General features: G+C 72.9%; 18 protein-coding genes. 6 read left to right on the top strand and 12 right to left on the bottom strand.

All coding sequences use genetic code 11. The features are described from left to right. The first annotated feature begins 227 nt into the window (after positions 1-227). The 4 genes from ACVWWH_RS12765 to ACVWWH_RS12750 all read left to right on the top strand — a co-directional run bounded on the left by ACVWWH_RS12765 (position 228) and on the right by ACVWWH_RS12750 (position 5,769). Entirely contained in the window at positions 228-818 is a 591-nt protein-coding gene (locus ACVWWH_RS12765; RefSeq protein WP_457316831.1) for a DUF3000 domain-containing protein, read from the top strand. Between the two features lie 85 nt (positions 819-903). Next, complete coding sequence (locus ACVWWH_RS12760) at positions 904-2,289, top strand: ribonuclease D (RefSeq protein WP_457316830.1); 1,386 nt, start codon at positions 904-906, stop codon at positions 2,287-2,289. A 109-nt stretch (positions 2,290-2,398) separates the two neighbouring features. Then, positions 2,399-3,613, top strand: a complete 1,215-nt coding sequence (locus ACVWWH_RS12755) for a thiolase family protein (protein ID WP_457316829.1) — start codon at positions 2,399-2,401, stop codon at positions 3,611-3,613. Between the two features lie 8 nt (positions 3,614-3,621). Next, positions 3,622-5,769, top strand: coding sequence for a 3-hydroxyacyl-CoA dehydrogenase NAD-binding domain-containing protein (locus ACVWWH_RS12750; RefSeq protein WP_457316828.1), 2,148 nt, complete (start codon positions 3,622-3,624; stop codon positions 5,767-5,769). Between the two features lie 90 nt (positions 5,770-5,859). Here the strand turns inward: ACVWWH_RS12750 and ACVWWH_RS12745 are convergent, their stop codons facing one another. From ACVWWH_RS12745 to ACVWWH_RS12690, 12 genes are all read right to left on the bottom strand, one after another. Further along, positions 5,860-6,474: a hypothetical protein gene (locus ACVWWH_RS12745; RefSeq protein WP_457316827.1), complete on the bottom strand. Its 615-nt coding sequence runs from the start codon at positions 6,472-6,474 to the stop codon at positions 5,860-5,862. A gap of 87 nt (positions 6,475-6,561) precedes the next feature. After that, the gene (locus ACVWWH_RS12740) at positions 6,562-8,118 is read right to left on the bottom strand and encodes an ATP-binding cassette domain-containing protein (protein WP_457316826.1); all 1,557 of its coding nucleotides are present in this window, start codon (positions 8,116-8,118) and stop codon (positions 6,562-6,564) included. Continuing rightward, positions 8,115-8,804, bottom strand: a complete 690-nt coding sequence (locus tag ACVWWH_RS12735) for an energy-coupling factor transporter transmembrane component T (RefSeq protein WP_457316825.1) — start codon at positions 8,802-8,804, stop codon at positions 8,115-8,117. The genes ACVWWH_RS12740 and ACVWWH_RS12735 overlap by 4 nt, the downstream gene beginning before the upstream one ends. A 103-nt stretch (positions 8,805-8,907) precedes the next feature. Next, a complete protein-coding gene (locus ACVWWH_RS12730) occupies positions 8,908-9,726 on the bottom strand; it encodes an ECF transporter S component (RefSeq protein WP_457316824.1) in 819 nt (272 codons plus the stop codon). 104 nt (positions 9,727-9,830) lie between these two features. Next, positions 9,831-10,901 carry a nucleoside hydrolase gene (locus ACVWWH_RS12725; protein ID WP_457316823.1) on the bottom strand — a complete coding sequence of 357 codons (1,071 nt, stop codon included), beginning with the start codon at positions 10,899-10,901 and terminating at the stop codon, positions 9,831-9,833. Between the two features lie 9 nt (positions 10,902-10,910). After that, complete coding sequence (locus ACVWWH_RS12720) at positions 10,911-11,888, bottom strand: aldo/keto reductase (RefSeq protein WP_066497532.1); 978 nt, start codon at positions 11,886-11,888, stop codon at positions 10,911-10,913. Positions 11,889-11,957: 69 nt separating this feature from the next. Continuing rightward, positions 11,958-12,515 carry a hypothetical protein gene (locus tag ACVWWH_RS12715; RefSeq protein ID WP_457316822.1) on the bottom strand — a complete coding sequence of 186 codons (558 nt, stop codon included), beginning with the start codon at positions 12,513-12,515 and terminating at the stop codon, positions 11,958-11,960. Beyond that, entirely contained in the window at positions 12,512-13,096 is a 585-nt protein-coding gene (locus ACVWWH_RS12710; protein ID WP_457316872.1) for a DUF402 domain-containing protein, read from the bottom strand. The genes ACVWWH_RS12715 and ACVWWH_RS12710 overlap by 4 nt, the downstream gene beginning before the upstream one ends. 38 nt (positions 13,097-13,134) lie before the next feature. Beyond that, on the bottom strand, positions 13,135-15,123 hold the full coding sequence (dxs, locus tag ACVWWH_RS12705; protein ID WP_066497530.1) for a 1-deoxy-D-xylulose-5-phosphate synthase: 1,989 nt from the start codon (positions 15,121-15,123) through the stop codon (positions 13,135-13,137). A gap of 179 nt (positions 15,124-15,302) precedes the next feature. After that, positions 15,303-18,128 (bottom strand): aconitate hydratase, encoded by a 2,826-nt coding sequence (locus ACVWWH_RS12700; RefSeq protein ID WP_188781835.1) that lies wholly within the window; start codon positions 18,126-18,128, stop codon positions 15,303-15,305. Between the two features lie 161 nt (positions 18,129-18,289). After that, on the bottom strand, positions 18,290-19,654 hold the full coding sequence (locus ACVWWH_RS12695) for a class I SAM-dependent RNA methyltransferase (RefSeq protein WP_457316821.1): 1,365 nt from the start codon (positions 19,652-19,654) through the stop codon (positions 18,290-18,292). Positions 19,655-19,656: 2 nt separating this feature from the next. Further along, positions 19,657-21,630 (bottom strand): APC family permease, encoded by a 1,974-nt coding sequence (locus ACVWWH_RS12690; RefSeq protein WP_457316820.1) that lies wholly within the window; start codon positions 21,628-21,630, stop codon positions 19,657-19,659. Between the two features lie 56 nt (positions 21,631-21,686). Here ACVWWH_RS12690 and ACVWWH_RS12685 point away from each other — a divergent pair, with 56 nt between their 5' ends. Both ACVWWH_RS12685 and ACVWWH_RS12680 read left to right on the top strand, forming a co-directional pair. After that, positions 21,687-22,361, top strand: a complete 675-nt coding sequence (locus tag ACVWWH_RS12685) for a potassium channel family protein (protein ID WP_457316819.1) — start codon at positions 21,687-21,689, stop codon at positions 22,359-22,361. After that, positions 22,358-23,089 carry a potassium channel family protein gene (locus ACVWWH_RS12680; RefSeq protein WP_066497519.1) on the top strand — a complete coding sequence of 244 codons (732 nt, stop codon included), beginning with the start codon at positions 22,358-22,360 and terminating at the stop codon, positions 23,087-23,089. The genes ACVWWH_RS12685 and ACVWWH_RS12680 overlap by 4 nt, the downstream gene beginning before the upstream one ends. Positions 23,090-23,106 lie beyond the last annotated feature (17 nt).

The following is a 23,106-nucleotide window of genomic DNA, read 5'->3' as shown; positions in this document are numbered from 1 at the left end:
CGCCGCGCCGCGGGGCAGTTCGATCCGACCGCCCTCATCACCGAGCATGGGCCGCTGGACTCTGTTATCGGGGCCCACGAGGCCTTCGACCTGCGCGAGCCGGGCTGGATCAAGGTCGAGCTGGCCGCGACGGAGGGGTGAGTCCGCCCCTCCCTCGGGCTGCCGCCGCGCTGACCTCCCGGCGTGCCGTTCCTGCCGTGGAAACGGCGCCAGCGTACTCTGGGACCGTGACCGCACTAGCACACCTGCCTGCGGACTTCTTGACAGCCCTCCGCTCCATGCGGAGTGCCACGGGCATGCTCCGCCAGGGAGACTTCCGCCTCGAGGAGATCCCGGCACCCGCGAGGCTTGCGCCCTATGCCGTGGCCCTCGAGGCCGACGTCCGCGATGGAGACGAGGAACTCGCCACCGGCCGCTTCATCCTCCTCCACGACCCGGAGCCCCCGGCTGTCTGGGACGGAACCTTCCGCGTGGTGACCTATATCAGGGCCCAGCTCGAACCCGAGATGGGCAACGACGCCCTCCTCGGCTCCGTCGCGTGGACGTGGCTGGTCGAGGCCCTCGAGAAGCACCATGCCCACTACACCGCCGCCGGCGGGACGGCCACCCGCGTGCTCTCGGAGAGCTACGGAACGCTCGCCGACCGCCATGACACGATCGACATCGAGCTGCGGGCCTCGTGGACCCCCGACGGCCCGGACCTGCGGGACCACCTCGAGGCCTGGTGCGACATGGTCTCCACCTTCGCCGGAATCCCGCCGCTCCCCGAGGGCGTGGCGGTGCTGCCGCGGCGCCGGCGCAGGGCGGACCCCCGCTGAGCCGTTTCGCAGGGGGCCGCTTCCCAGGCCGCCGATTCCCAGGGGGACGGGCCCGAAGGGGCGGCAGCGATAGACTGGCGCCATCATGACCGCACAGCCCCACGACGCCACAGGGACGGGATCGGGCAGCGGACCCGACCAGGGCCCGGAAGCGACCCAGGTCCCCCCGCCCGCCACGACGACGCCGGAGAACATCCTGGTGGAAGGCTTCGGGGTCCCGGTCCCCGCGGTCATCCAGCTTGACGAGCCCCGTGACGGCGTCCCCCTCGTGATCTCCACGCAGGAAGGCCTCGAACGGGCAGCCGCCTCCCTCGCGCAGGGCACCGGGCCGGCCGGAGTCGATGCCGAGCGCGCCTCCGGATTCCGCTACGGCCAGCGCGCCTTCCTGGTCCAGATCCGGCGCGAGGGATCAGGGACCTGGCTCATCGACCCCGAGCCGTTCGACAACCTCGCCATCCTCAACGACGCCCTGGCCGGGGTCGAATGGATCATCCACGCCTCCACGCAGGACCTCCCGTGCCTCTCCGAGCTCGGCATGTGGCCCGACCGGCTCTTCGACACCGAGCTCGCGGCCCGACTCGCGGGCCTGCCGCGCGTGGGGCTCGCCGCCGTCGTCGAACAGCTCCTCGGCTTCAGCCTCGCCAAGGAGCACTCGGCGGCCGACTGGTCGACGCGGCCCCTCCCCGAGCCCTGGCTGCGCTACGCGGCCCTCGACGTCGAGGTCCTGGTCGAGCTGCGGGACGAGCTCGCCGACCTGCTCGAATCCCAGGGCAAGCTGGGGTACGCGGCCGAGGAGTTCGCCGCGATCCTCGCCGCGGGGGTGGCCGAGCCCAAGGCCGATCCGTGGCGGCGCACCTCGGGGCTGCACCAGATCCGGGACCGACGCCAGCTCGCCGCGGTGCGCGAACTCTGGCTCGAGCGCGATTCGCTGGCCGAGAAGCGGGACATCGCGCCCGGCAAGCTGATCCCGGACTCGGCCCTCGTCGCCGTGGCCCGGGCGATGCCCGCCACCGTGCCGCAGCTGCTCGCGACCAAGGGCTTCCACGGCCGGGCCGCCCAGCGCGAGGCCCCGCGCTGGCTCCGCGCCGTCGCGGCCGCGCGCCACCTCGAGACCAGTGAGCTGCCTCCCCTGCACCTGCCGAGCTCCGGCCCGCCCCCGCCCAGGGTGTGGGACGACCGCGACCCCGAGGCCGCGGCACGGCTCAAGACGGCGCGGCCGCGTATCGCCGCCCGCGCCGAGGAACTCGGGATGCCGACCGAGAACCTCCTCACGCCCGACCACCTGCGCCGCGTCGCCTGGCGGCCGCCGGAGCCGCTCACCCCGGACACGCTCGCCGATGCCCTGCGGGGTCTGGGCGCACGGCCGTGGCAGATCACCGAGACCGTGCCGCTCCTGCTGGACGCGTTCCTGCACCCGCGCCCCCTCAAGGCGGCGGACGAGGCCAGGGCAGGGGCCTCCGGGCGGGGCTGAAGGCGTTCTCCTCTGGGTCGGCGGGCCGCCGCCGTTGCGGACCAAGTTACTGCTCAGTAACATGGCTGTGAGGGCGGTCACCGCCCACCAGACATCCGAGGAGCTGCCCATGTCCAGCAGGCACATCCGGGACGTCGTCTTCGTCGACGGCGTCCGCACCCCCTTCGGCAAGGCCGGAGAGAAGGGGATCTACCACGGCACGCGCGCCGACGACCTCGTCGTGAAGACGATCCGCGAGCTGCTGCGCCGCAACCCGTCCCTCCCCGCAGAGCGCGTGGACGAGGTCTCGATCGCCGCGACGACCCAGACCGGCGACCAGGGCCTCACGATCGGCCGCACCGCCGCGCTCCTTGCGGGCCTGCCCCGCTCGGTCCCCGGCTTTGCGGTGGACCGCATGTGCGCCGGCGCGATGACGGCCGTCACCGCGACGGCGAGCGGAATCGGCGTCGGGGCGTACGACGTCGTGATCGCCGGCGGCGTCGAGCACATGGGCAACCACCCCATGGGACAGGGCGCCGACCCCAACCCGCGCTTCATGTCCGAGCGCCTCGTCGACCCGGCGGCCCTGAACATGGGCAATACGGCAGAGAACCTGCATGACCGCTTCCCGGACATCACCAAGGAGCGCGCCGACGCCTACGCCGCCGCCTCCCAGGCGAAGCTCGCCGCCGCCTATGCCGACGGCAGGATCCAGCCCGATCTCGTCCCCGTCGCAACCCATCGCCCCGGCGAGGGGTTCGGGCTCGCGACCGCCGACGAGCCGCCGCGCCCGGGCACGACGGTCGAGGACCTCGCAGCGCTGCGCACCCCGTTCCGGCCGCACGGGCGGGTGACGGCCGGCAACGCCGCAGGGCTGAACGACGGCGCGACGGCGTGCCTCCTCACCTCTGCCGAGACGGCCGAGGAACTCGGCCTCGCCCCGAAGATGCGGCTCGTCTCCTACGCGTTCGCCGGGGTCGAGCCCGAGGTCATGGGCATCGGCCCGGTGCCGGCCACCGAGAAGGCCCTCGCCAAGGCCGGCCTGACGATCGAGGACATCGGCCTGTTCGAGATCAACGAGGCCTTCGCCGTGCAGGTCCTGAGCTTCCTCGACCACTTCGGCATCGCCGACGACGATCCCCGCGTCAACCGCTACGGCGGCGCGATCGCCGTCGGGCATCCCCTCGCCTCCTCGGGCGTTCGCCTCATGACCCAGCTCGCGCGCCAGTTCGCCGAGGATCCCGGCGTGCGCTACGGCATCACCACGATGTGCATCGGCCTCGGCATGGGGGGCACGGTCATCTGGGAGAACCCCCACCATGCCGACTACGGAAAGGGCGAGTGAACACCGCCATGACTGCCCAGTCCACCTTCGACGCGTTCGCCACGCTCGCCGCCCAGGTGCCCGATGAGATCGTCACGCACGCGCTCGTCAACGAGGTCGAGGTCCCTGCGGGCGGCCGGTCCTTCCGGATCGCCCTCGTCACCCTCGACAACGGCCTGGACCACACCAAGCCGACCACCCTCGGGCCGGGGACGCTGATCGAGCTCGGCCGCACCCTCGAGGGCCTCCGCGACCGGGCCGCGGCCGGCGAGATCCAGGCCGTCGCCGTCACGGGCAAGCCCTACTTCCTCGTGGCCGGCGCCGACCTGACGACCGTCAAGACGCTGCGCGATCCGGCCGCCGGCGAGCAGATGGCCCGCCTCGGCCACGCCGCCTACGATCTGCTCGCCGACCTCGGCGTCCCGACGTTCGCGTTCATCAACGGCGTGGCCCTCGGCGGCGGGCTCGAGATCGCGCTCGCCTGCACCTACCGCACCGTCTCGACCGGAGCGCAGGGCATCGGCCTGCCCGAGGCCTTCATCGGACTCGTCCCGGGGTGGGGCGGGGTCTGGCGCCTCCCCCGTCTCACGGGCCCGGAGGCTGCCCTGAAGGTCATGATCGAGAACCCCCTGAGCAACAACCGCACCATCCGCGGCCCGGAGGCCTACCGGCTCGGTGTCGCGGACGCGCTCTTCGAGCCGGCCGACTTCCTCGAGCGCTCACTCGCCTGGGCCGCGTCCGTCCTCGCCGGGGAGACCTCGGTCGAGCGGCCGAACGCGGTCGAGCCCCGCACCGATGCGGCCGTCGCCGAGCGCTGGGCCGCAGCGGCGAAGGCGGGTCGGGACTTCGTCGCCGCCAGGACTTCCAATGCCGCGCCCGCACCGGGCAAGGTCCTGGACGTCTTCGAGGCGGGCGCCACCGCGACCCAGCAGGAGTCGGCGGAGCTCGAGGTCGCAGCCCTCACCGCGCTCATGCAGACCCCGCAGTTCCGTGACACCGTGTACGCGTTCCTCGACCTCGTCCAGAAGCGCGGCAAGCGGCCCGCCGGCGCCCCCAACGCCAAGCTCGCGCGAGAGGTCACGAAGGTCGGCGTGGTGGGCGCGGGCCTCATGGCCAGCCAGCTCGCCCTCCTGTTCGCGCGCCAGCTCAAGGTCCCGGTGGTCATGACGGACGTGGACCAGGCCCGCGTGGACAAGGGCGTGGGCCACGTCCATGCCGAGGTGGACAAGCTCCTGTCCAAGGGCCGGATCTCCCGCGACGCCGCGAACCGCACCAAGGCCCTCGTGAGCGGCTCCGTCTCGAAGGCCGAGTTCGCGGACGCGGACTTCGTGATCGAGGCCGTGTTCGAGGAGCTCTCCGTCAAGAAGCAGGTCCTCGCCGAGGTCGAGGCCGTGGTCAAGCCCGAGTGCATCCTCGCGACCAACACGTCCTCGCTCTCCGTCACGGCCATGGCCGAGGACCTCGCCCACCCCGAGCGCGTGGTCGGGTTTCACTTCTTCAACCCCGTCGCGGTCATGCCGCTCATCGAGATCGTGCGCGCGCCCGCGACTGACGACGCGGTGCTCGCCACCGCCTTCGTCCTCGCCAAGGCACTGAAGAAGACGGCCGTGCTCGTCAAGGACGCCGCGGCGTTCGTGGTGAACCGCGTGCTGCTGCGGCTCATGGGCGAGGTCACGGCGGCGTTCGACGAGGGCACGCCGGCCGAGGTCGCCGACAACGCCCTGGCGCCCATGGGCCTGCCGATGACGCCGTTCGTGCTCGCCGAGATGGTGGGCCTGCCGGTGGCCCAGCACGTCGCGGAGTCCCTCCACGCCGCGTTCGGCGACAGGTTCCACGTCTCGGCCAACCAGCAGGCACTCATCGACGCCGGGGTGAAGGGCCTCTGGGGGACGGGGCCGGACGGCCGCCGCGAGATCCGGCCCGAGGCCCTCGCGGTGCTGTCCTTCGGGGACGCGCCGTCCACGTCCGAGCAGGTCCTCGCGCGCTGCCAGGATGCCCTCGCCGAGGAGATCGGGCTCCTGCTCGCCGAAGGCGTGGTGGCCGGCCCCGAAGACGTGGACCTGTGCATGATCCTCGGCGCGGGCTGGCCGATGCACCTCGGCGGCATTACGCCCTACCTGGACCGGGTGGGCGCCTCCGAGCGCGTCAACGGGAAGCCGTTCCACCCGGAATCCTGACCACTCGGGTACCGCGCCCCCGCCCGCCAGAGACCCCGCAGCCCCACCGTGGTGCTGCGGGGTCTCTGGCCTTGCGGGTGGGGTCTCCGGTCAGGCGCGGCGGAAGCCCTCGGCCAGGAAGGCCCCCAGGCGCTCGTCGGTGCCCACGAGCGCGTCCGGGGCCGAGCCGGCCGCGAAGCAGAGCGCGCCCGCCCACGCGCTGCGGACCACGGCGCCGCCGTGGGTCCAGTAGGACGCGACGCGCTGCCCGCCCGCCGTCACCTCGAAGCGTTCGGCGTCCACGCAGCGGCCGTCGGGGAGGTCGATGGGCTCGGCCGGATGCCGGCGGATCTCCGCGGGCGCCGGCAGGCCGTCCGGCGCCGCCTCCTCCACCCGCCGGTACGCGGCGCCGTCGCGGGCGGACGCGGCCAGCTGCGACACGAGGAGGTACTCCCCGCTCGCGGGGAGCGTGTCGGCGTCGAGCTCGGCCTCGTCACGGCGGGCGCCCTCCTCGAGGCCGCCCGGTTCCTGCCGGTACCGGAAGGCGTGCCAGGTCTCCCCGGACGGGGCCAGCCGCAGGAGGGACTCGGAGGCGAACAGGGTTCCGGCACCGTCCTCGAACGCGACGCGGGTGGTGAGCAGCTCGCCGTCGAACGTGCGGCAGACGGCGCCGCGGTGCACGCCCGCCACCCAGAAGCCCTCCCAGCGCTCCCACGCTGCGCCCACGCGTCCTCCTCCTGCTCTCGGGCCGCCGCCGCGCGGCCCGGGATCGACCCTACCGGAACCCGGACGGCGGCTTCCGGGTGCGGCTCCTCAGGAGGGCACGAAGCGCCCTCCTTCGAGGGCCAGCACGCGGTGCGCGTGGCGCCTCGCCCACGGCAGGGCATGGGTCGAGAGCACGACGCCGGCCCCCGCCTCCGCGGCCCGGGCCACCACCGCTTCGAGACACGCGAGCGAGGACCCGTCCAGCCCGACGGTCGGCTCGTCGAGCAGGAGGACGGCCGGCCGGCGCACGAGGACGGTCGCGAGCGCCAGCAGGCGCTGGGCGGCGGCGGGCAGGTCGTACGGATGCGCCTCGGCGTGGGCGGCGAGGCCCACCGCCTCGAGGGCCTCGAGGGCGCGGGCGCGCGCTGCCTCGGGCTCGGGACGGCGGCGGCCGGGCGCCCGCAGGCGCAGCCCGAAGGACACCTCGCGCAGGGCGGTGCGCTCGAACAGCTGGTCGCGGGGCTCCTGGAAGAGGGTGCCCACGTGGTCGGCGACCCGGCCCGCCGGGGTCCGCGCGATGTCGGTCCCGGCGACCCGGACGCGGCCCCCCTGCGGGCGCAGCAGCCCCGCGAGGTGCCGCAGCGCCGTCGACTTGCCGGCACCGTTGGGCCCGGTGAGGGCCACCACGTCGCCCGGGGCGACCGCGAGGTCCGCCGCGTCGAGGACGCGCCTGCCCGAGCCCGGGTAGGCGAAGCAGACCCGTTCGAGGGCCGCGAGCGGCCCTCCCGCTGCAGAGCGCGGGAGGGGGCCGAGATGGGCACCGCGGCCAGCTGGTCCGGGCGTGGCCGGTCCCTCCTCGCCCGGATCGCGGGCGAGGACGCCCGAGTGGGCGAAGGCGGCGGAGGCGAGCACCTCGGCCGGCCTCCCGGCCGCCGCGGCCGACCCGGCGTCCAGGAGGATGCAGTGGTCGGCGCGGCGGGCAATGCGGTCGGCGCACGCGCCGACGACCACGACGGCGGCGCCCCGGGCCCGCTCCGCTGCGATGAGCCGCCAGAGGGCATCGGCACCCGCCGCGTCGAGCGAGGCGGTGGGGTCATCGAGGATGAGCACGGCGGGCTCGCCGACGATCGCACAGGCGAGGGCTAGGCGGCGCTGCTCGCCCCCGGACAGCTGGGACGGGTTCCTCCCGAGCAGGTCCCCGAGGCCGAGGGAGTGGGCGGCCCGCGCGGTGCGCTCGTGCATCGCGGCGCGCGGCATCCCGCGCTGCTCGAGGGCGAACGCGATCTCCTCGCCGACCGAGGCGGACGCCCCCGTGAGCAGGTCCCCCGGCCGCTGCGGGACGTAGGCGACGTGCTGCCCCCAGGCGCCGAGGCGCAGCCGCGGGTCCTGGGGCAGCCCGCGGAACGCCAGCCGGGCGCCCCGTCCCTCCGGGCCTGCGCCCCGGCCGAGCTCGAGGGACCCGATGAGGGTGTTCTGGCCGCCGGCCACGGCCCAGCCGGCGAGGACCTTCGCCAGGGTCGACGTCCCGCTGCCGGATGCCCCCAGCACCGCGGTGAGGGAGCCCGGCCCGAGCGCGAGGCGGACGTCCTCGAGGACCGGTGGCCCGGCGTCGTACGCGAAGCGCTCCACGTGCGCCGAGAGGACCGGCGGGGCGGCCGCGCTCATCGCCCGCCGCCCGCCACGGCCACAGCGTGGGCCACTCCGGGGACGACGGCGGCCGCCGCCATGGCGGCCGAGGCGACGACCAGCGCCCACCGCACGCCGCGCTGGGCGGCCGAGTCGGGCTCGTCGACGTACGCGGTGCGGGGGCCGGGAAGGGCCTGTCCGCGCGCGTCGAGCGCGAGGGCGCGCTCGCCGGCCTCGTCCACGAGGGCGAGCACGAGCGGCACGGCCTGGAGCCGGCCCGCGAGGATGCGCCCGCCCGGCCCGGGCCGGACCACGAGCCCGCGGGCCTCCTGGGCCTCGCGGATGCGGCGCATCCGGTCGGCGACCGTGGCCACGAGGCCCAGGGCCGAGGCGAGGACGTAGCCGAGCGGCGCAGGGACGCCGCGCCGCACGAGGGCTGCCCTCAGCACGGCGACGTCGGCCCAGACCGAGAAGGCGAGCATGGTGCAGACGAGCGCGGCGGTGCGCAGCACGAACCCTGCAGCGTAGGCGAGTCCCTCAACCGTGACGCGGGCCGGGCCCCAGGCCACGAGCACCGCCGTCCCCTCGGGGAAGAAGAGCCCGTGGATCAGGAACGCCCAGAGGGCGAACGGCGCGACCACGAGGGCCGCGGCGGCGGCGACGCGCCGCAGCGTCCCCGCGCGCGCGGACAGGACGGCCGCCGCGAGGATCGCCGCCGTCCACACCGCCCAGTGGGAGGCCGCGAGGCACGCGACGGCCCCCGTCCCGGCCAGCGCGAGCCCCGTCAGGGGGTTGAGGGCGCGGGCGGCGGCGGGGGCCGGCGGATGCTCAGGCAGCGGGGGCCGCCTCGGCGCGGCGGCGCCGGGCGAGCACGCGATGCGCCCGGACGAACTCGAAGCGGCCCGTGGCCCGCTGCGGAAGGGCGTAGGCCAGGGCGGCCGCCACGACGAACGTGACGAGCTTGTCCGTCAGGTCGGACGCGATCGAACCCTTGACGACGGACTCGGCGAGGCTGTCCCCCGCGGCCCGGAAGACGGCGATGACAGCCCCGGTCGCCCCGGTGGAGGTCCCGCCGAACACCGCGATCGCGACGGTCGAGCCGATCACCGCCGCGACCGCGCCGGTGAGGAGCCCGGCGACGGGAACCCACCAGAACCGCCGCACGGCCCCGATCCGCGCGGCGAGGCCCGCGAGGGCGCCGATCGCGGCGGCCCCGGCGGCGAACGGGATGAGGGTCGGGTTGAAGAAGGACCACACGATGGTGCTCAGCAGCCCCGTCGCGGCGCCGGCCGCGGACCCGGCGAGGAAGCCCACGAGCACGGTGCCGATCGAATCGAGGTAGATCGGCACGATGACGGTGCCGACGAACTGGCCGAGCACGATGTTCAGCACGAGGGCCACCGGGATGAGGGCGAGGGTCGTGGTGGGCAGGGTGGGCAGGATGCCGGCGAAGAGGAGGACCGTGGCGATCCCGTAGCCCGTGAGCGCCACGAGGGCGGCCGAGGCCGAGGGCGTGTCCACCGGCTCTGCGGGAGAGGTGGCCACGAGGTAGATGAACGTCGCGACGATGGCGGCGGCCCCGAGGACGATGAGGACCGTCCTGAGCGGGGAGCGGCGCGGGGCGTCTTCTGTCAGGGGGTGCGACATGGCCAGGGCACGTCCTTCACGGATGCTGCGGATGCGGAGTAGTGGATCGGCGCCCGCCTATGTCACCTCGGCGGCCGCCCCGACCGGGCCGGGGCACAGAAATTCTAGCCCACCCGGCGCGCGAGGGCGCCGAGGGAGGCGACGAGCTCTGCGAAGGCCTCGTCCGGGTGGTTGGCGCTCACGATGCGCGCCGAGGGCGGCTCCTCCCACAGGCCCCGGTAGTCCGCGACCGTGGTGCCCATCAGGCGCGGGGCGCGGGTCTCGACATGGACGGCAGCCGTCCGCGCCGCATAGCGTGCGGTCCCGGCGGCCACAGTGGCGGCGAAGTAGTCGTGGATGTGCGCCACGTAGCCCTGGTCGTAGTGCCGGTGGAACTCGAAGTAGAAGCGCAGCATGTCGCTCACGTGCCGGACGAGCCGGTTCGAGGCGGTGGAGCGCTGCCCCTCCGGCTGGTCCGGGAGCACGAGCTCCGGCCCGCTGCAGCCGGCGGCTTCGGCGAGGGCCGCAAGGTGCCCCGGGCGCATCTCGATCCGCTCGGTGGTCTCGAGCGCGCACACGGTCGGGAGCCGGTCCTCGGGCTGGCCCGCGAACGCCGCGAACACCTCGGCGGCAGCGTGCGGGTCCACGTGGGTGTTCCACTCGGCCGTGGGCGTCGTGTTGCCCTGGTAGTAGTAGGCGCCGCCCATGATCACCACGCCCGCGAGCAGCTCGGGGAGGCGCGGCTCGGCGCGCAGGGCGAGCGCGAAGTTGGTCAGCGGGGCGGTGATGAGCGCCGTGAGCTCGCCCGGGCGCGCGCGGGCGGCCTCGACCCAGAGGTCGACGGCGTCGCGCGCCTCGGGCGCCCGGCGCGCCGCGGGCAGCTCGGCGTAGCCGATCCCCTGGGGCCCGTGCGTCTCGGGGGTCGTGACGAGGGGGACCTCGAGCGGCTTCCGCGCCCCGATCGCCACGGGCACCTCGGGCCGCCCGCACAGTTCGAGGAGGGCGAGGTTGTTCGCGGCGACCTGGTCGGCGTCGACGTTGCCCGGGGTGCTCGTGACCGCGACGAGCTCCACCTGCGGCTGGCTGCACAGGTAGAGCAGGGCGAGCGCGTCGTCGATCCCGGTGTCGCAGTCGAGCAGCACCGCCCGGGGCGGACGGCCCGGCTCGTGGGACACCGGGCGGGAGTTCTCGTGCACGCGCCGACCCTAGAAGAGTGCGACGCGCGGCGTCTTCGGGAAGATCTCGTCGAGCTCGGCGAGGTCCTCGGCGCTCGGCTCCCACGAGGCCGCCTCGGCGTTCTGGCGGATCTGCTCGGGCTTGGTGGCGCCGGCGATGACGCTCGCGACCGAGGGCTGCGCGGCGAGCCACGAGAAGGCGACCTGGAGCTCGGTCAGGCCCCGCTCCTCGGCGAAGGCGGAGAACCTGTCGAGCTGGTCCCAGTCGGCGTCGTGGACGAGGTTGGTGCGGGTGTGGGACAGCCGGGACCCCTCGGGGGCGCTCCCGCGGGAGTACTTGCCGGTGAGGAGCCCGTTCGCCAGCGGGAAGTAGGGCAGGACCCCGAGGCCGTACGCCTCGGCGGCCTCCGTGACCTCCAGCTCGGCGCGCCGGTCGAGGAGGTTGTAGTGGTTCTGGCTCGAGATGAACGGGGTGAAGCCGCCCATCCGCGCCGTGAACTCCGCCTCGGCGATCTGCCAGCCGGTGCGGTTCGAGTGCCCGATGTAGCGCACCTTGCCCTCGCGGACGAGGTCGTCGAGCGCCGAGAGCGTCTCCTCGATCGGGGTCTCGGTGTCCGGGGTGTGGTACTGGTACAGGTCGATCCAGTCGGTGCCGAGGCGGCGGAGGGAGGCCTCGACCGCGGTGCGGATGTAGCGCCGCGAGCCGCGCGCGCCGAAGTCCTTCCCGTTCGCGCCGTGCATGTCCATGCCGAACTTGGTGGCGACCACGACGTCGTCGCGGCGGCCCTTGAGCGCCTTGCCGAGCATCTCCTCGCTCAGCCCGGGGGTGCGGCCGTACACGTCGGCGACGTCGAAGAGGGTGATGCCCGCATCGATCGCGGCGTGGACGACGGCGTCGGTGCCCTCCTGGGTCTCGGTCGGGGTGTTGGCGCGGCCGAGGTTGTTGCAGCCGAGGCCGACGGTCGAGACGGTCAGGCCGGAGCGGCCGAGGCGGCGGTAGTCAGTCATGGGGCCAGACTACCCGTGCGGTCCTGCGCAGGGGCGCGCCTGCCCGTGCCGCGGAGCCGGCCGCGGCGGTCAGAGGGAGAAGCCGCGGACCCCTGCGGGGGCGTGCTTGAGCTTGAACGCGTCCGGGTCGGTCAGCGGCGCGACGGCCACCGAGAGCTTCGTGTAGTCGCTCGTGGCCTCGCGCAGGCACGTCTTGACCGCGGCGACGGCCTTGGCGGGGTCGACGCACGTCGCGAACACATTGAGCCGGCTGTTGCCGATGGCGCTGCCCTCGACCGTCCCGAGCCCGCGCCAGGCGAGGTGGGCCGAGAGGGCCTGGACGGCCTGCCGCTCGAGCGCGCGGTCCCGGTCGGTGCCCTCGGCCGTCTTGAGCGCGAACTGCGCCACGACCCGCCACAGGTCCTCGTCGCCGAGCGGGGCGTAGCCGTCCTGCTCGCACTGGGCAGCGAAGGCGGCCATGAGCCCCTCGGCGGCGGCAGCGTCGACGTCGTGCGTGGCCTCCGTCGCAGACTGGTGGCCGACCACGCCGTGGTTCACCACGAACTGGTCGCCCTCCTCGTCATGCCATGCCTCCCGGAACTCGAGCGTGCCGTCGTCCCTGCGCCGGTAGACGCGCGCGTAGCTCATGGGTTCTCCTTCCGTCCCAACGCCATCCAGGCGTCGGAGATGCCGTCAAAGGGGCCGGTGCCCGCGAGCACGGCCTCGTGCAGCCGCGCGCACTCGGACCGGACCGCCGCGACCAGGCCCTCGGGGTAGGCCATCGCGGCCGCGTGCTCGGCGAACTCGTCCTCGTCGTCGACGAACACGCCGTGACGGGCCGAGCGGACCACGTCGAGGTCCATGTCGACCATGTGGAACTCGACCACCCCGGGGTGCCCCTCCCCCGCCGGAGCGCCGATGCGGTGCCAGGCGAGGTCCCACGCGAGGTCCACGTACACGCGGAAGTCGCCGGGGTTGGTGTCGTCGTAGAACGTGGCCGCGTACCCGCCGGCACGCGGGATGAGCAGGACCGCGTCCGAGCGCGTGTGCAGCGCGGCACCGGGGCGCGAGATGAACTCGCCGCGCCCCTGGTAGATCCACCAGCCGTGCTCGTCCTCGCCCAGGCCGAACCCCGGGACCACCCAGTGGCCCGTGCCGTCCCACTTGCGGTTGCGGGCCACCACCAGCTCGCCGGGGCGCGGCGCACCCTCCGGCGGGGGCGGCTGGATCCGCCACGCACCGGGGGCAGCCCCGGCCGCCCGGCCGGTCACAGCTTGGGGAGCGTGCCCGTGGTGGGGGCAGCCTGGCCCGGCAGCGGCCGGGCGAACGGGACCTTGGTCCCCAGGACCTGGGCGACGATGTCGTGCGCGACCTGCTGGGCGGTCAGGCCCACGCGGGCGAGCACCTGGTTCCGTGAGCCGTGGTCGAGGAACTCCACCGGGAGGCCGACCTCGTTCAGCGCGGTGTCCACGCCGGCGGCGCGCATCTCCTGGCGGATCCGCGAACCCACCCCGCCCGCGCGGACGCCATCCTCGAGGCACACCACGATGCGGTGGCGCGCCGCGAGGCTGATGATGCTCCGCGGCACGGGCAGGACCCAGCGCGGGTCCACGACGGTGGAGCTGATGCCCTGGTGGTCCAGCCGCTGCGCGACCTCGAGGGCGAGGTCGCTCATGGCGCCGACCGCCACGAGCAGGACGTCGGGGCCCGTCTCGCCGTCGGCCTCGGCCACGGTGCCCGTGCGGGCCAGGACGTCGACGCCGTCGTCGAGGCGCTCGAGCGCCTCGGTCTCGGCCCCGACGGTCCCCTTCGAGAACCGCACGACGGTCGGGGCGTCGTCGACCGCGATGGCCTCGCGGAGCTCCTCGCGCAGCCGGGTCGCGTCCCGCGGGGCGGCGAGGTGCAGCCCGGGCACGCTCTGGACGAGCGCCATGTCCCACTGGCCGTGGTGGCTGGCACCGTCGGGGCCGGTGACCCCCGCGCGGTCCAGCACGAGGGTCACGCCGGCCTTGTGCAGCGCGACGTCCATCAGGAGCTGGTCGTAGGCCCGGTTCAGGAAGGTCGCGTACACCGCGACGACGGGGTGGAGGCCGCCGAAGGCGAGGCCCGCGGCGCTCGTGACGGCGTGCTGCTCGGCGATGCCGACGTCGATCACCCGGTCCGGGTGGCGCTGGGCGAACGTGGCGAGGCCGACCGGGATGAGCATGGCGCCGGTGATGCCCACGACGTCCTCGCGCTCGTCGGCGATCGCCGCGATCTCCTCCGCGAAGACCGAGGTCCACGAGGTGCCGCCCCCGGGCCCGGTGGGCTGCCCGGTCTCGGGGTCGATCACGCCGACGGCGTGGAACTGGTCGGCCTCGTGGTTGCGGGCCGGGGCGTAGCCGTGCCCCTTCTCGGTGATCGCGTGGACGATCACGGGGCCGGCGAAGTTCTTGGCGGTCGCGAGCGCCTCCTCGAGGGTGCGCTGGTCGTGGCCGTCCACCGGACCGACGTACTTGAGCCCCAGGTCCTCGAACATGCCCTGGGGCGCCCACCAGTCCTTGATGCCCTTCTTGGTGGCGTGCAGGCCCTTGTACACGAACTGGCCGACGGGGCCGCCGTTCTGCAGGCGCCTCTTGGCGACCTCGAGCATGCCCTCGTAGGCCGGGGCCGTGCGGACCTTGTCGATCGCGGTGCGCAGCGACGCGAGGTAGTCGGCGAGGCCACCGACCGTCGGGGCGTAGGAGCGGCCGTTGTCGTTGACCACGATCACGACCCTGCGGTCCTTGTCCGAGGCAATGTTGTTCAGCGCCTCCCAGGCCATGCCGCCGGTGAGGGCGCCATCGCCCACCACGACCACGGTGTAGCGGTCCCCCTCGCCCGTGAGCTTGCGGGCGCGGGAGATCCCGTCGGCCCAGGACAGCGAGGAGGAGGCGTGCGAGGACTCGACGATGTCGTGCTCGCTCTCGGCGCGGGAGGGGTAGCCGGAGAGGCCGCCCTCCTGCCGGAGGGTCGAGAAGTCCTTGCGGCCGGTCAGGAGCTTGTGGACGTAGGACTGGTGCCCGGTGTCGAAGATGATGCTGTCGCGCGGGGACTCGAAGATGCGGTGGATCGCCAGCGTCAGCTCGACGACGCCGAGGTTCGGCCCGAGGTGGCCGCCGGTCTGGGCGACATTGCGGATCAGGAACTTCCGGATCTCCCCGGCGAGGTCCTCGAGCTCGGCGGGACCGAGCTGGGCGAGGTCCTTCGGCCCCTCGATGGAATCCAAGATGCCCAAGGGCGACTCCTTGCTCGAAACGTGCACGAACCACTCTAACGCCTCCGGGCCCGCGCGGTGGTCCCGGCTACCCGCGCGTAGGGCCGATGCGGCGTGGTCCCGGAGAAGCAAGGAGGGCCCCACCGGGTGGTGGGGCCCTCCTTGCTGCCGGCCTGCGCCGTCGCCGTCGCCGTGCGGCGTCAGCGCGCCGAGATCTGGCGCAGCACGTACTGCAGGATGCCGCCGTTGCGGTAGTAGTCCGCCTCGCCGGGGGTGTCGATGCGCACGACGGCGTCGAACGAGACCTCGGAACCGTCCTCTGCCGTCGCGGTCACCTTCACCGTGGACGGGGTGGTGCCGTCGTTGAGGGCCGTGATGCCCTGGATCGAGAACACCTCGTTGCCGGTGAGGCCCACGCTCGCGGCGGACTCGCCCTCGGGGAACTGCAGCGGCAGGACGCCCATGCCGATGAGGTTCGAGCGGTGGATGCGCTCGTAGCTCTCGGCGATGACGGCCTTGACGCCCAGCAGCGCGGTGCCCTTCGCGGCCCAGTCGCGCGAGGAGCCCGAGCCGTACTCCTTGCCCGCGATGACCACGAGCGGGGTGCCGGCCTTCTGGTAGTTCATCGCGGCGTCGTAGACGTAGGCCTGCGGGGCGCCGTCCTGCGTGAAGTCCTTCGTGAAGCCGCCCTCGACGCCGTCGAGGAGCTGGTTCTTGATGCGGATGTTCGCGAAGGTGCCGCGGATCATGACCTCGTGGTTGCCACGCCGGGAGCCGTAGGAGTTGAAGTCCTTGCGCTCCACGCCGTGGGCGAGGAGGTACTGGCCCGCCGGGGTGTCCGACTTGAAGGAGCCGGCCGGGGAGATGTGGTCGGTCGTGACCGAGTCGCCGAGCTTGAGCAGCACCCGGGCGCCGTCGATGTCCGCGACCGGCTCCGGCTGCGCCTTCATGCCCTCGAAGTACGGGGGCTTGCGGACGTAGGTGGAGTCCTCCGCCCACTCGAAGGTGTCGCCGGTGGGCGTGGGCAGGGACTGCCAGCGCTCGTCGCCGTCGAAGATCGTCGCGTAGGACTTCGTGAACATGTCCTGGTCGATCGAGGCGTCCATGACCTGCTGGACCTCGTTGGGGTTCGGCCAGATGTCCTTGAGGAAGACGTCGTTGCCGTCCTGGTCCTTGCCGAGGGGATCGGACTCGAAATCGAAGTCCATGCTCCCGGCCAGGGCGTAGGCGATGACGAGCGGCGGCGAGGCCAGGTAGTTCATCTTCACGTCCGGGTTGATCCGGCCCTCGAAATTGCGGTTGCCCGAGAGCACCGCGGTCACGGCAAGGTCGTTGGACTGGATCGCCTCGGAGATCTCGGCCTCGAGGGGTCCCGAGTTTCCGATGCACGTGGTGCAGCCGTAGCCGACCGTGTAGAAGCCGAGCTTCTCCAGGTACGGCACGAGACCCGACTTCTCGTAGTAGTCAGTGACCACCTTCGAGCCCGGCGCCACCGAGGTCTTCACCCACGGCTTGGACACCAGGCCCTTCTCGACCGCGTTGCGCGCCAGGACGGCCGCGGCCAGCATGACGGACGGGTTGGAGGTGTTGGTGCACGAGGTGATCGAGGCGATCGTGACGGCGCCGTGGTCCAGATCGAACTTGCGTCCGTCCTCCATCGACACGGAGACCGGGTTGGACGTCCGGCCGGCAGCACCGTGCGCCGCGGAGTACACCGGGGGCACGCGGTCCGAGTCCGTCACGTGGGAAGCGCCCGTCGTGAAGGACGGCGCGTCCGACGCCGGGAAGCTCTCCTCGAGCGACTCGTCGAGCGAACCCGCGTCCGCCTCGTGGGCGACGTAGTTCAGCAGGTCGTTGCGGAACTCGTCCTTCGCCTCCGTGAGGACGATGCGGTCCTGGGGACGCTTCGGGCCGGCAATCGAGGGCACCACCGTCGACAGGTCGAGCTCGAGGTACTCGGAGAAGCGCGGCTCGCGGGAGGCGTCGTGCCAGAGGCCCTGCTCCTTGGCGTAGGCCTCGACGAGGGCCACGTTCTCCTCGGAGCGGCCGGTGAGGCGGAGGTAGTCCAGGGTGACGTCGTCGATCGGGAAGATCGCCGCCGTCGAGCCGAACTCGGGGCTCATGTTGCCGATGGTCGCGCGGTTGGCGAGCGGCACCGCCGCGACGCCCTCGCCGTAGAACTCGACGAACTTGCCGACCACGCCGTGCTTGCGCAGCATCTCGGTGATCGTGAGCACGACGTCGGTCGCGGTCGCCCCGGCGGGGATCTCGCCGGAGAGCCTGAAGCCGACCACGCGCGGGATGAGCATGGAGACCGGCTGGCCGAGCATCGCGGCCTCGGCCTCGATGCCGCCGACGCCCCAGCCGAGCACACCGAGGCCGTTGACCATGGTGGTGTGGGAGTCGGTGCCGACGAGGGTGTCGGGGTAGGCGCGCAGCGTGCCCTCGACCTCACGGGTCATGACGGTGCGGGCCAGGTACTCGATGTTGACCTGGTGCACGATGCCCATGCCCGGGGGGACGACCTTGAAGTCCTCGAACGCACTCTGGCCCCACCGCAGGAACTGGTACCGCTCGCCGTTGCGCTGGTACTCGATCTCCATGTTGCGCTCGATCGCGCCGGCGTTGCCGAACACGTCGATCTGGACCGAGTGGTCGATCACGAGCTCCGCCGGGGCCAGCGGGTTGACGCGCGTGGGGTCACCGCCGAGCTCCTTGACGGCCTCGCGCATCGTGGCGAGGTCGACGACGCAGGGCACGCCCGTGAAGTCCTGCATGATGACGCGGGCGGGGGTGAACTGGATCTCGGTGCTCGGCTGGGCGTTCTCGTCCCAGCCGGCCAGGGCGCGGATGTGGTCCGCCGTGATGTTCGCACCGTCCTCGGTGCGGAGCAGGTTCTCCAGGAGGACCTTGAGGCTGAACGGGAGGCTTTCGGCGCCTTCCACAGAATTCAGCCGGAAAATTTCGTACTCGGTTCCGCCGACGTTCAGGACGCCTTTGGCTCCGAAGCTGTCCACAGTGCTCAATGCAGGACTCCTCTCGCAACACTGCCATCTTTGTCCCGGCCTCGCGGGCGGTGCTAGTTAGGCATGCCTAACCGCGGGGCTCCGCGCGTCGGGGCCATCTCCGCCCATCCTAGTTCGCACGGCGCCGCCGGGCGACGGTCCCCGCACAGCGAGGCGGCCGCCTACGCTCGCGGCGGCGTGAGCCGGGCGACGGTCTCGACGTGGTGCGTCATCGGGTACAGGTCGAACGCGCGCAGGCCCTCGAGCCGCCATCCCGCCTTCCGGAACCAGCCGAGGTCGCGGGCGAACGAGGCAGGGTCGCAGGCCACGTACGCGATGGCCCGGGGCGCCGCTTCGACGAGCTGGCGCACCGTCTCCCGCCCCGCGCCGGCCCGGGGCGGGTCGAGCACGACGGCGTCGAACGCCCCCGCGCCGCCGTGCCGGCGCAGCACCCGCTCGACCCGTCCCTGCACGACCGCGACCTCGGGCCGGCGCTTGAAGGTCCGCCTCGCGTCGCGGCTCGTGCCGGGGGCGCCCTCGACCGAGAGGACGTGGCCCGCGGGCCCGACGGCGTCGGCGAGGGGCGCGGTGAAGAGGCCCGCCCCGGCGTAGAGGTCGGCGACCTGCCCGCCCGGGGCGAGCGCGCCATCGAGCGCCTCGAGCGCCGCGGCCACGAGGGTCTCCGGCGCGCGCCGGTGGATCTGCCAGAAGCCCTCCCCCGTCACCGTGTAGTGGCGGCCGAGGACCCGCTCGGAGACGGACCCCCGGCCCCGCACGGTGAGGGGGGCCCTGCCGGCGTCGGGGCCGACCGCGCTGGCCGAGACCTCGGGCGAGAGCCGGGCGAGGACATCCGTGAGCCGCGAGGGGGCAACCCCGTCGGCAAGGGTGAACACGACCAGCGGCGCCGAGCCGCAGGCGGGGGCTGCGACCTCGAGGCGCTCGACGCCGTCCAGGTCCAGCTCCCACAGGCGCAGCCGGTTGATCTCCTCGGTGGCGAGCGGCATCGGGCCGACCGGGATGAGGGTCTCGGAGCGGTGGGCGTGCATCGCGAGCCGGCCCTCGGCGGTGACCGAGAAGCTGCAGCGCGTTCGCCACGCGAGGCCGCCGGCGTCGTCGCCCGAGTCCTCGCGGAGGGCGACGGGCTCGACCTCGACGTCCAGCTCGAGCCCGGCGAGGCGCTCGAGCTGCTCGCTGACCACTGCGGCCTTGAGCCGCCGCTGCTCGTCCAGTGCGATGTGGCCGAACTCGGCCCCGCCGACCGGCGGCCGGCCGGCGCGGTGCGCCTTCAGGGAGTCGGCGAGGTCCCACACGTGGTCGCGCCGGTGGGGCGAGGGTTCGAGGACGTCGACGACATCGGCGCGCCAGAACGTCGCCTCGGGTGCGGCGTCTGTGAGCTCGGCCCGCACGAGCTCGCCGGGGAGGCCGTGGCGGACGAAGACGACCCGACCCTCGTGCCGGGCGACCATGTGGCCGCCGTGGGCCACGGGCCCGAGCCGCAGCTCGAGGGTGCGGCCGGGGGCGTTCTCCTGCTCGGTTCCGGGGGACATGCTCACAGCTCCTGCAGCCTCCTGGCTTCCTCGCTCGACTTCAGCTGCCACGGCACCGAGGCCACCATGACCCCTGGCTCGAAGTGGAGCCGGGTCTTGATCCGCAGGGCGGTCTGGTTGTGCACGAGCTGCTCCCACCACTTGCCCACCACGTACTCGGGGATGTAGACGACGATCAAGTCGCGCGGGGAGTCCCGGCGCATGCCCCGGATGTAGTCCATGAGCGGGGTGATCGTCTCCCGGTAGGGACTTGCGAGCACGGTGAGGGGAACGGGGATCCCGAGCTTCTCCCAGTCCGCGACGGTCTGGGCCGTCTCCTCGGGGCTGATGTCCACGGTGACGGCGTCGAGCCTCGACGGCCTCGAGGCGCGGGCGTAGGCGAGCGCCCTCAGCACAGGCTTGCGGACGTGGGAGACGAGCAGGACGGCGTGGACCCTGCTGGGCAGCGCGCGGGCCGAGGGGTCGTCGCCCACCGCGAGCTCGCGCGCGACGTTGGTGTAGTGGGCGCGGATGCTCCACATGACGAGGAAGATCACGAACATCGCCAGGAGCGCGATCCAGGCGCCGTGCTCGAACTTGGTGATGAGGACGATGACGAGCACGGTGCCCGTCATCGCGAACCCGATGCCGTTGATGATCCGCGAGCGCTGCATGCGCACCCGCACGCTGCGGTCCTTGACCCGCTTGAGCTCGCGCGTCCAGTGGCGGATCATGCCCAGCTGGCTCAGGGTGAACGAGACGAAGACGCCGACGATGTACAGCTGGATGAGGCGGGTGACGTCGGCGTCGAACGCGATGATGAGGACGATCGCGCCGGCGGCGAGGGCGAGGACTCCGTTGCTGAAGGCGAGCCGGTCGCCGCGGGTGCGCAGCTGGCGGGGCAGGTAGCCGTCCTGGGCCAGGATCGAGCCGAGCACGGGGAAGCCGTTGAAGGCGGTGTTGGAGGCGAAGACGAGGATGACGCCGGTGGCCGCCACCACGATGTAGAAGGGGATGCTCCCGCCGCCGAACACGGAATCGGCGATCTGGCCGATGACCGGGGTCTGGATGTAGTCGCCGGAGAGCGGCTTGCCGTTGAGGAGCAGCTCGCTCGCAGGGTCCTGGACGAGGTGCACGCGGGTCGCGTTGGCGAGGAAGATGATCCCGGCGAGCATCGACGCGGCCACGGCGCCGAGCAGCAGGAGCGTGGTGGCGGCGTTCTTGCTCTTGGGCGCCCGGAAATTCGGCACGCCGTTGCTGATCGCCTCGACGCCGGTGAGGGCGGCGGCGCCAGAGGAGAAGGCCCTCAGGAGCAGGAAGCCGCCCGCGATCCCCACGAGTCCCTGGTCGAACTCCGGGGACGCGACGATGGTGAAGGCGGCGCTCTGCGCGGGGCGGAGCGTGCCGGTGAACCACTGCACGAGGCCCACGGCAGTCATGCCGAGGATCGAGAGCATGAAGAGGTAGGTCGGCACCGCGAACACGGTCCCGGCCTCGCGGATGCCCCTCAGGTTCACGAGGGCGAGCACCACCACGGAGGCGACCGCGATGACGGCCTGCGTCCCGTGCAGCGAGGGCACGGCGGTGGTCAGGTAGGACGCGGCGGAGGAGATCGACACGGCGACGGTGAGGACGTAGTCGACGAGGAGGGCGCTGGCGACGGTGAGCCCTGCGAAGCGGCCGAGGTTCTCGGTGGCGATCTCGTAGTCGCCGCCGCCCGAAGGGTACGCATGGACGTTCTGCCGGTACGACGCCACCACCGTGACGAGCACGAGCATGACGGCGAGTCCCACCCAGGGCGAGAGGGACACCGCCGAGACACCGGCGAGGGCAAGGGTCAGAAGGATCTCGTCGGGCGCGTAGGCGACGGACGAGAGCGCATCCGAGGCGAAGATCGGAAGCGCGATGCGCTTGGGCAGCAGCGTGTGCGTGAGCCGATCGTTGCGCAGAGCGCGGCCCACAATCACGCGCTTGACCGCATTGAGAATCGTCAGCACCCTGACACGTTATGCGACAACCGCGGGCGGTGTCATCGCGCGGTAGATTGGGGGCCATGGCGCACTACGTGATCATGGGGTGCGGCCGTGTCGGCGTGACACTGGCCCACACCCTCGAGGACTCCGGCCACTCGGTCGCGATCATCGACCAGGACGACCGCGCCTTCCGGCGCCTGCGCCGGACGTTCTCCGGACGCAAGGTCACGGGCATCGGCTTCGACCGGGACACGATGAAGCAGGCCGGGATCGAGGAGGCCTACGCCTTCGCCGCCGTCTCGAGCGGGGACAACTCGAACATCCTCGCCACCCGCGTGGCGAGGGAGACGTTCCATGTCCAGCACGTCGTCGCGCGCATCTATGACCCCGGCCGCGCCGAGATCTACCAGCGTCTGGGCATCCCGACCGTTGCCGCCGTGCGCTGGAGCGCGGACCAGGTGCTGCGCCGGATCCTGCCCGAATCGGGCGTCGCCGGCGACTTCCGGGAGCCCTCGGGCCGGCTCGTGCTCTCCGAGGTCACGCTGGACCCCGCGTGGCTCGGGCGCCCGCTGGGCGCGATCGAGCGCGCCGCGGGAGTCCGGGTGGCCTACATCACCCGCTTCGGCGAGGGCGTCCTGCCCACGCCGAACACGGCGTACCAGGAGGGCGACACCGTGCACGCCATGATGGACATCTCCGACGCCGCCGAGGTCTCCCGCATCCTGTCCGCTCCGCCCGCGAAGGAGTCCGAGTGAAGGTCATCATCGCCGGGGCCGGCAGCGTGGGCAGCTCGATCGCCCGCGAACTGCTGGCGCACCGCCACGAGGTCCTCCTCGTCGACCCCAAGCCCGAGGTGATCGGCCGCAGCGGCCTGCGCGGGGCGAAGTGGCTCATCGGCGACGCATGCGAGCTCTCGACGCTCAAGGAGGCCCGCGTCGACGAGGCCGACGTGGTCGTCTCCGCCACGGGCGACGACAAGGTCAACCTCGTGGTCTCCCTGCTGGCGAAGACGGAGTTCGGCGTGGGCCGCACCGTCGGCCGGGTCAACAACCCGAAGAACGACTGGATGTTCGACGGCTCCTGGGGCGTCGACGTCGCAGTCAACACGCCGCGCCTCATGACGGCGCTGGTCGAGGAGGCCGTGGAGATCGGCGACGTCGTGCGCCTCCTGACGCTCCAGACTGGCGTCTCCTCCCTCGTGGAGTTCACGGTGCCCGCCGACTCCCACGTGGTGGGCAAGACGGTGGGGCAGATCGACTGGCCGGAGGACTGCACGCTCGTGGCGATCCTGCGCGACCAGAAGCCGGTGGCGCCGAGCCGCGACGACGTGGTCGACCACCGCGACGAGCTGTTCTTCATCTCGACGATCGCCGCCGAGGACGAGCTGCGCCGCCTCCTCGCTCCCCAGACGGAGTCGGGCGGCGAGGGCCAGGCGCGCCCGGCAGAGGCCGGCGAGGACGAGGACGACGCGTTCGACGGCTGAGTCCGTCCGCCTCCCTC

The organism is Sinomonas sp. RB5, assembly GCF_054063535.1.
Note: the sequence above shows the minus strand (reverse complement) of the source record. Positions and strands in the feature narration are given on the sequence as shown.

Bases quoted from the DNA above. Each gene is read 5' to 3' on its own strand.
- ACVWWH_RS12760 (WP_457316830.1), top strand. From the start codon at position 904: ATGACCGCACAGCCCCACGACGCCACAGGGACGGGATCGGGCAGCGGA.
- ACVWWH_RS12755 (WP_457316829.1), top strand. From the start codon at position 2,399: ATGTCCAGCAGGCACATCCGGGACGTCGTCTTCGTCGACGGCGTCCGC.
- ACVWWH_RS12750 (WP_457316828.1), top strand. From the start codon at position 3,622: ATGACTGCCCAGTCCACCTTCGACGCGTTCGCCACGCTCGCCGCCCAG.
- ACVWWH_RS12740 (WP_457316826.1), bottom strand. From the start codon at position 8,118: ATGAGCGCGGCCGCCCCGCCGGTCCTCTCGGCGCACGTGGAGCGCTTC.
- ACVWWH_RS12730 (WP_457316824.1), bottom strand. From the start codon at position 9,726: ATGTCGCACCCCCTGACAGAAGACGCCCCGCGCCGCTCCCCGCTCAGG.
- ACVWWH_RS12720 (WP_066497532.1), bottom strand. From the start codon at position 11,888: ATGACTGACTACCGCCGCCTCGGCCGCTCCGGCCTGACCGTCTCGACC.
- ACVWWH_RS12715 (WP_457316822.1), bottom strand. From the start codon at position 12,515: ATGAGCTACGCGCGCGTCTACCGGCGCAGGGACGACGGCACGCTCGAG.
- ACVWWH_RS12695 (WP_457316821.1), bottom strand. From the start codon at position 19,654: ATGTCCCCCGGAACCGAGCAGGAGAACGCCCCCGGCCGCACCCTCGAG.
- ACVWWH_RS12685 (WP_457316819.1), top strand. From the start codon at position 21,687: ATGGCGCACTACGTGATCATGGGGTGCGGCCGTGTCGGCGTGACACTG.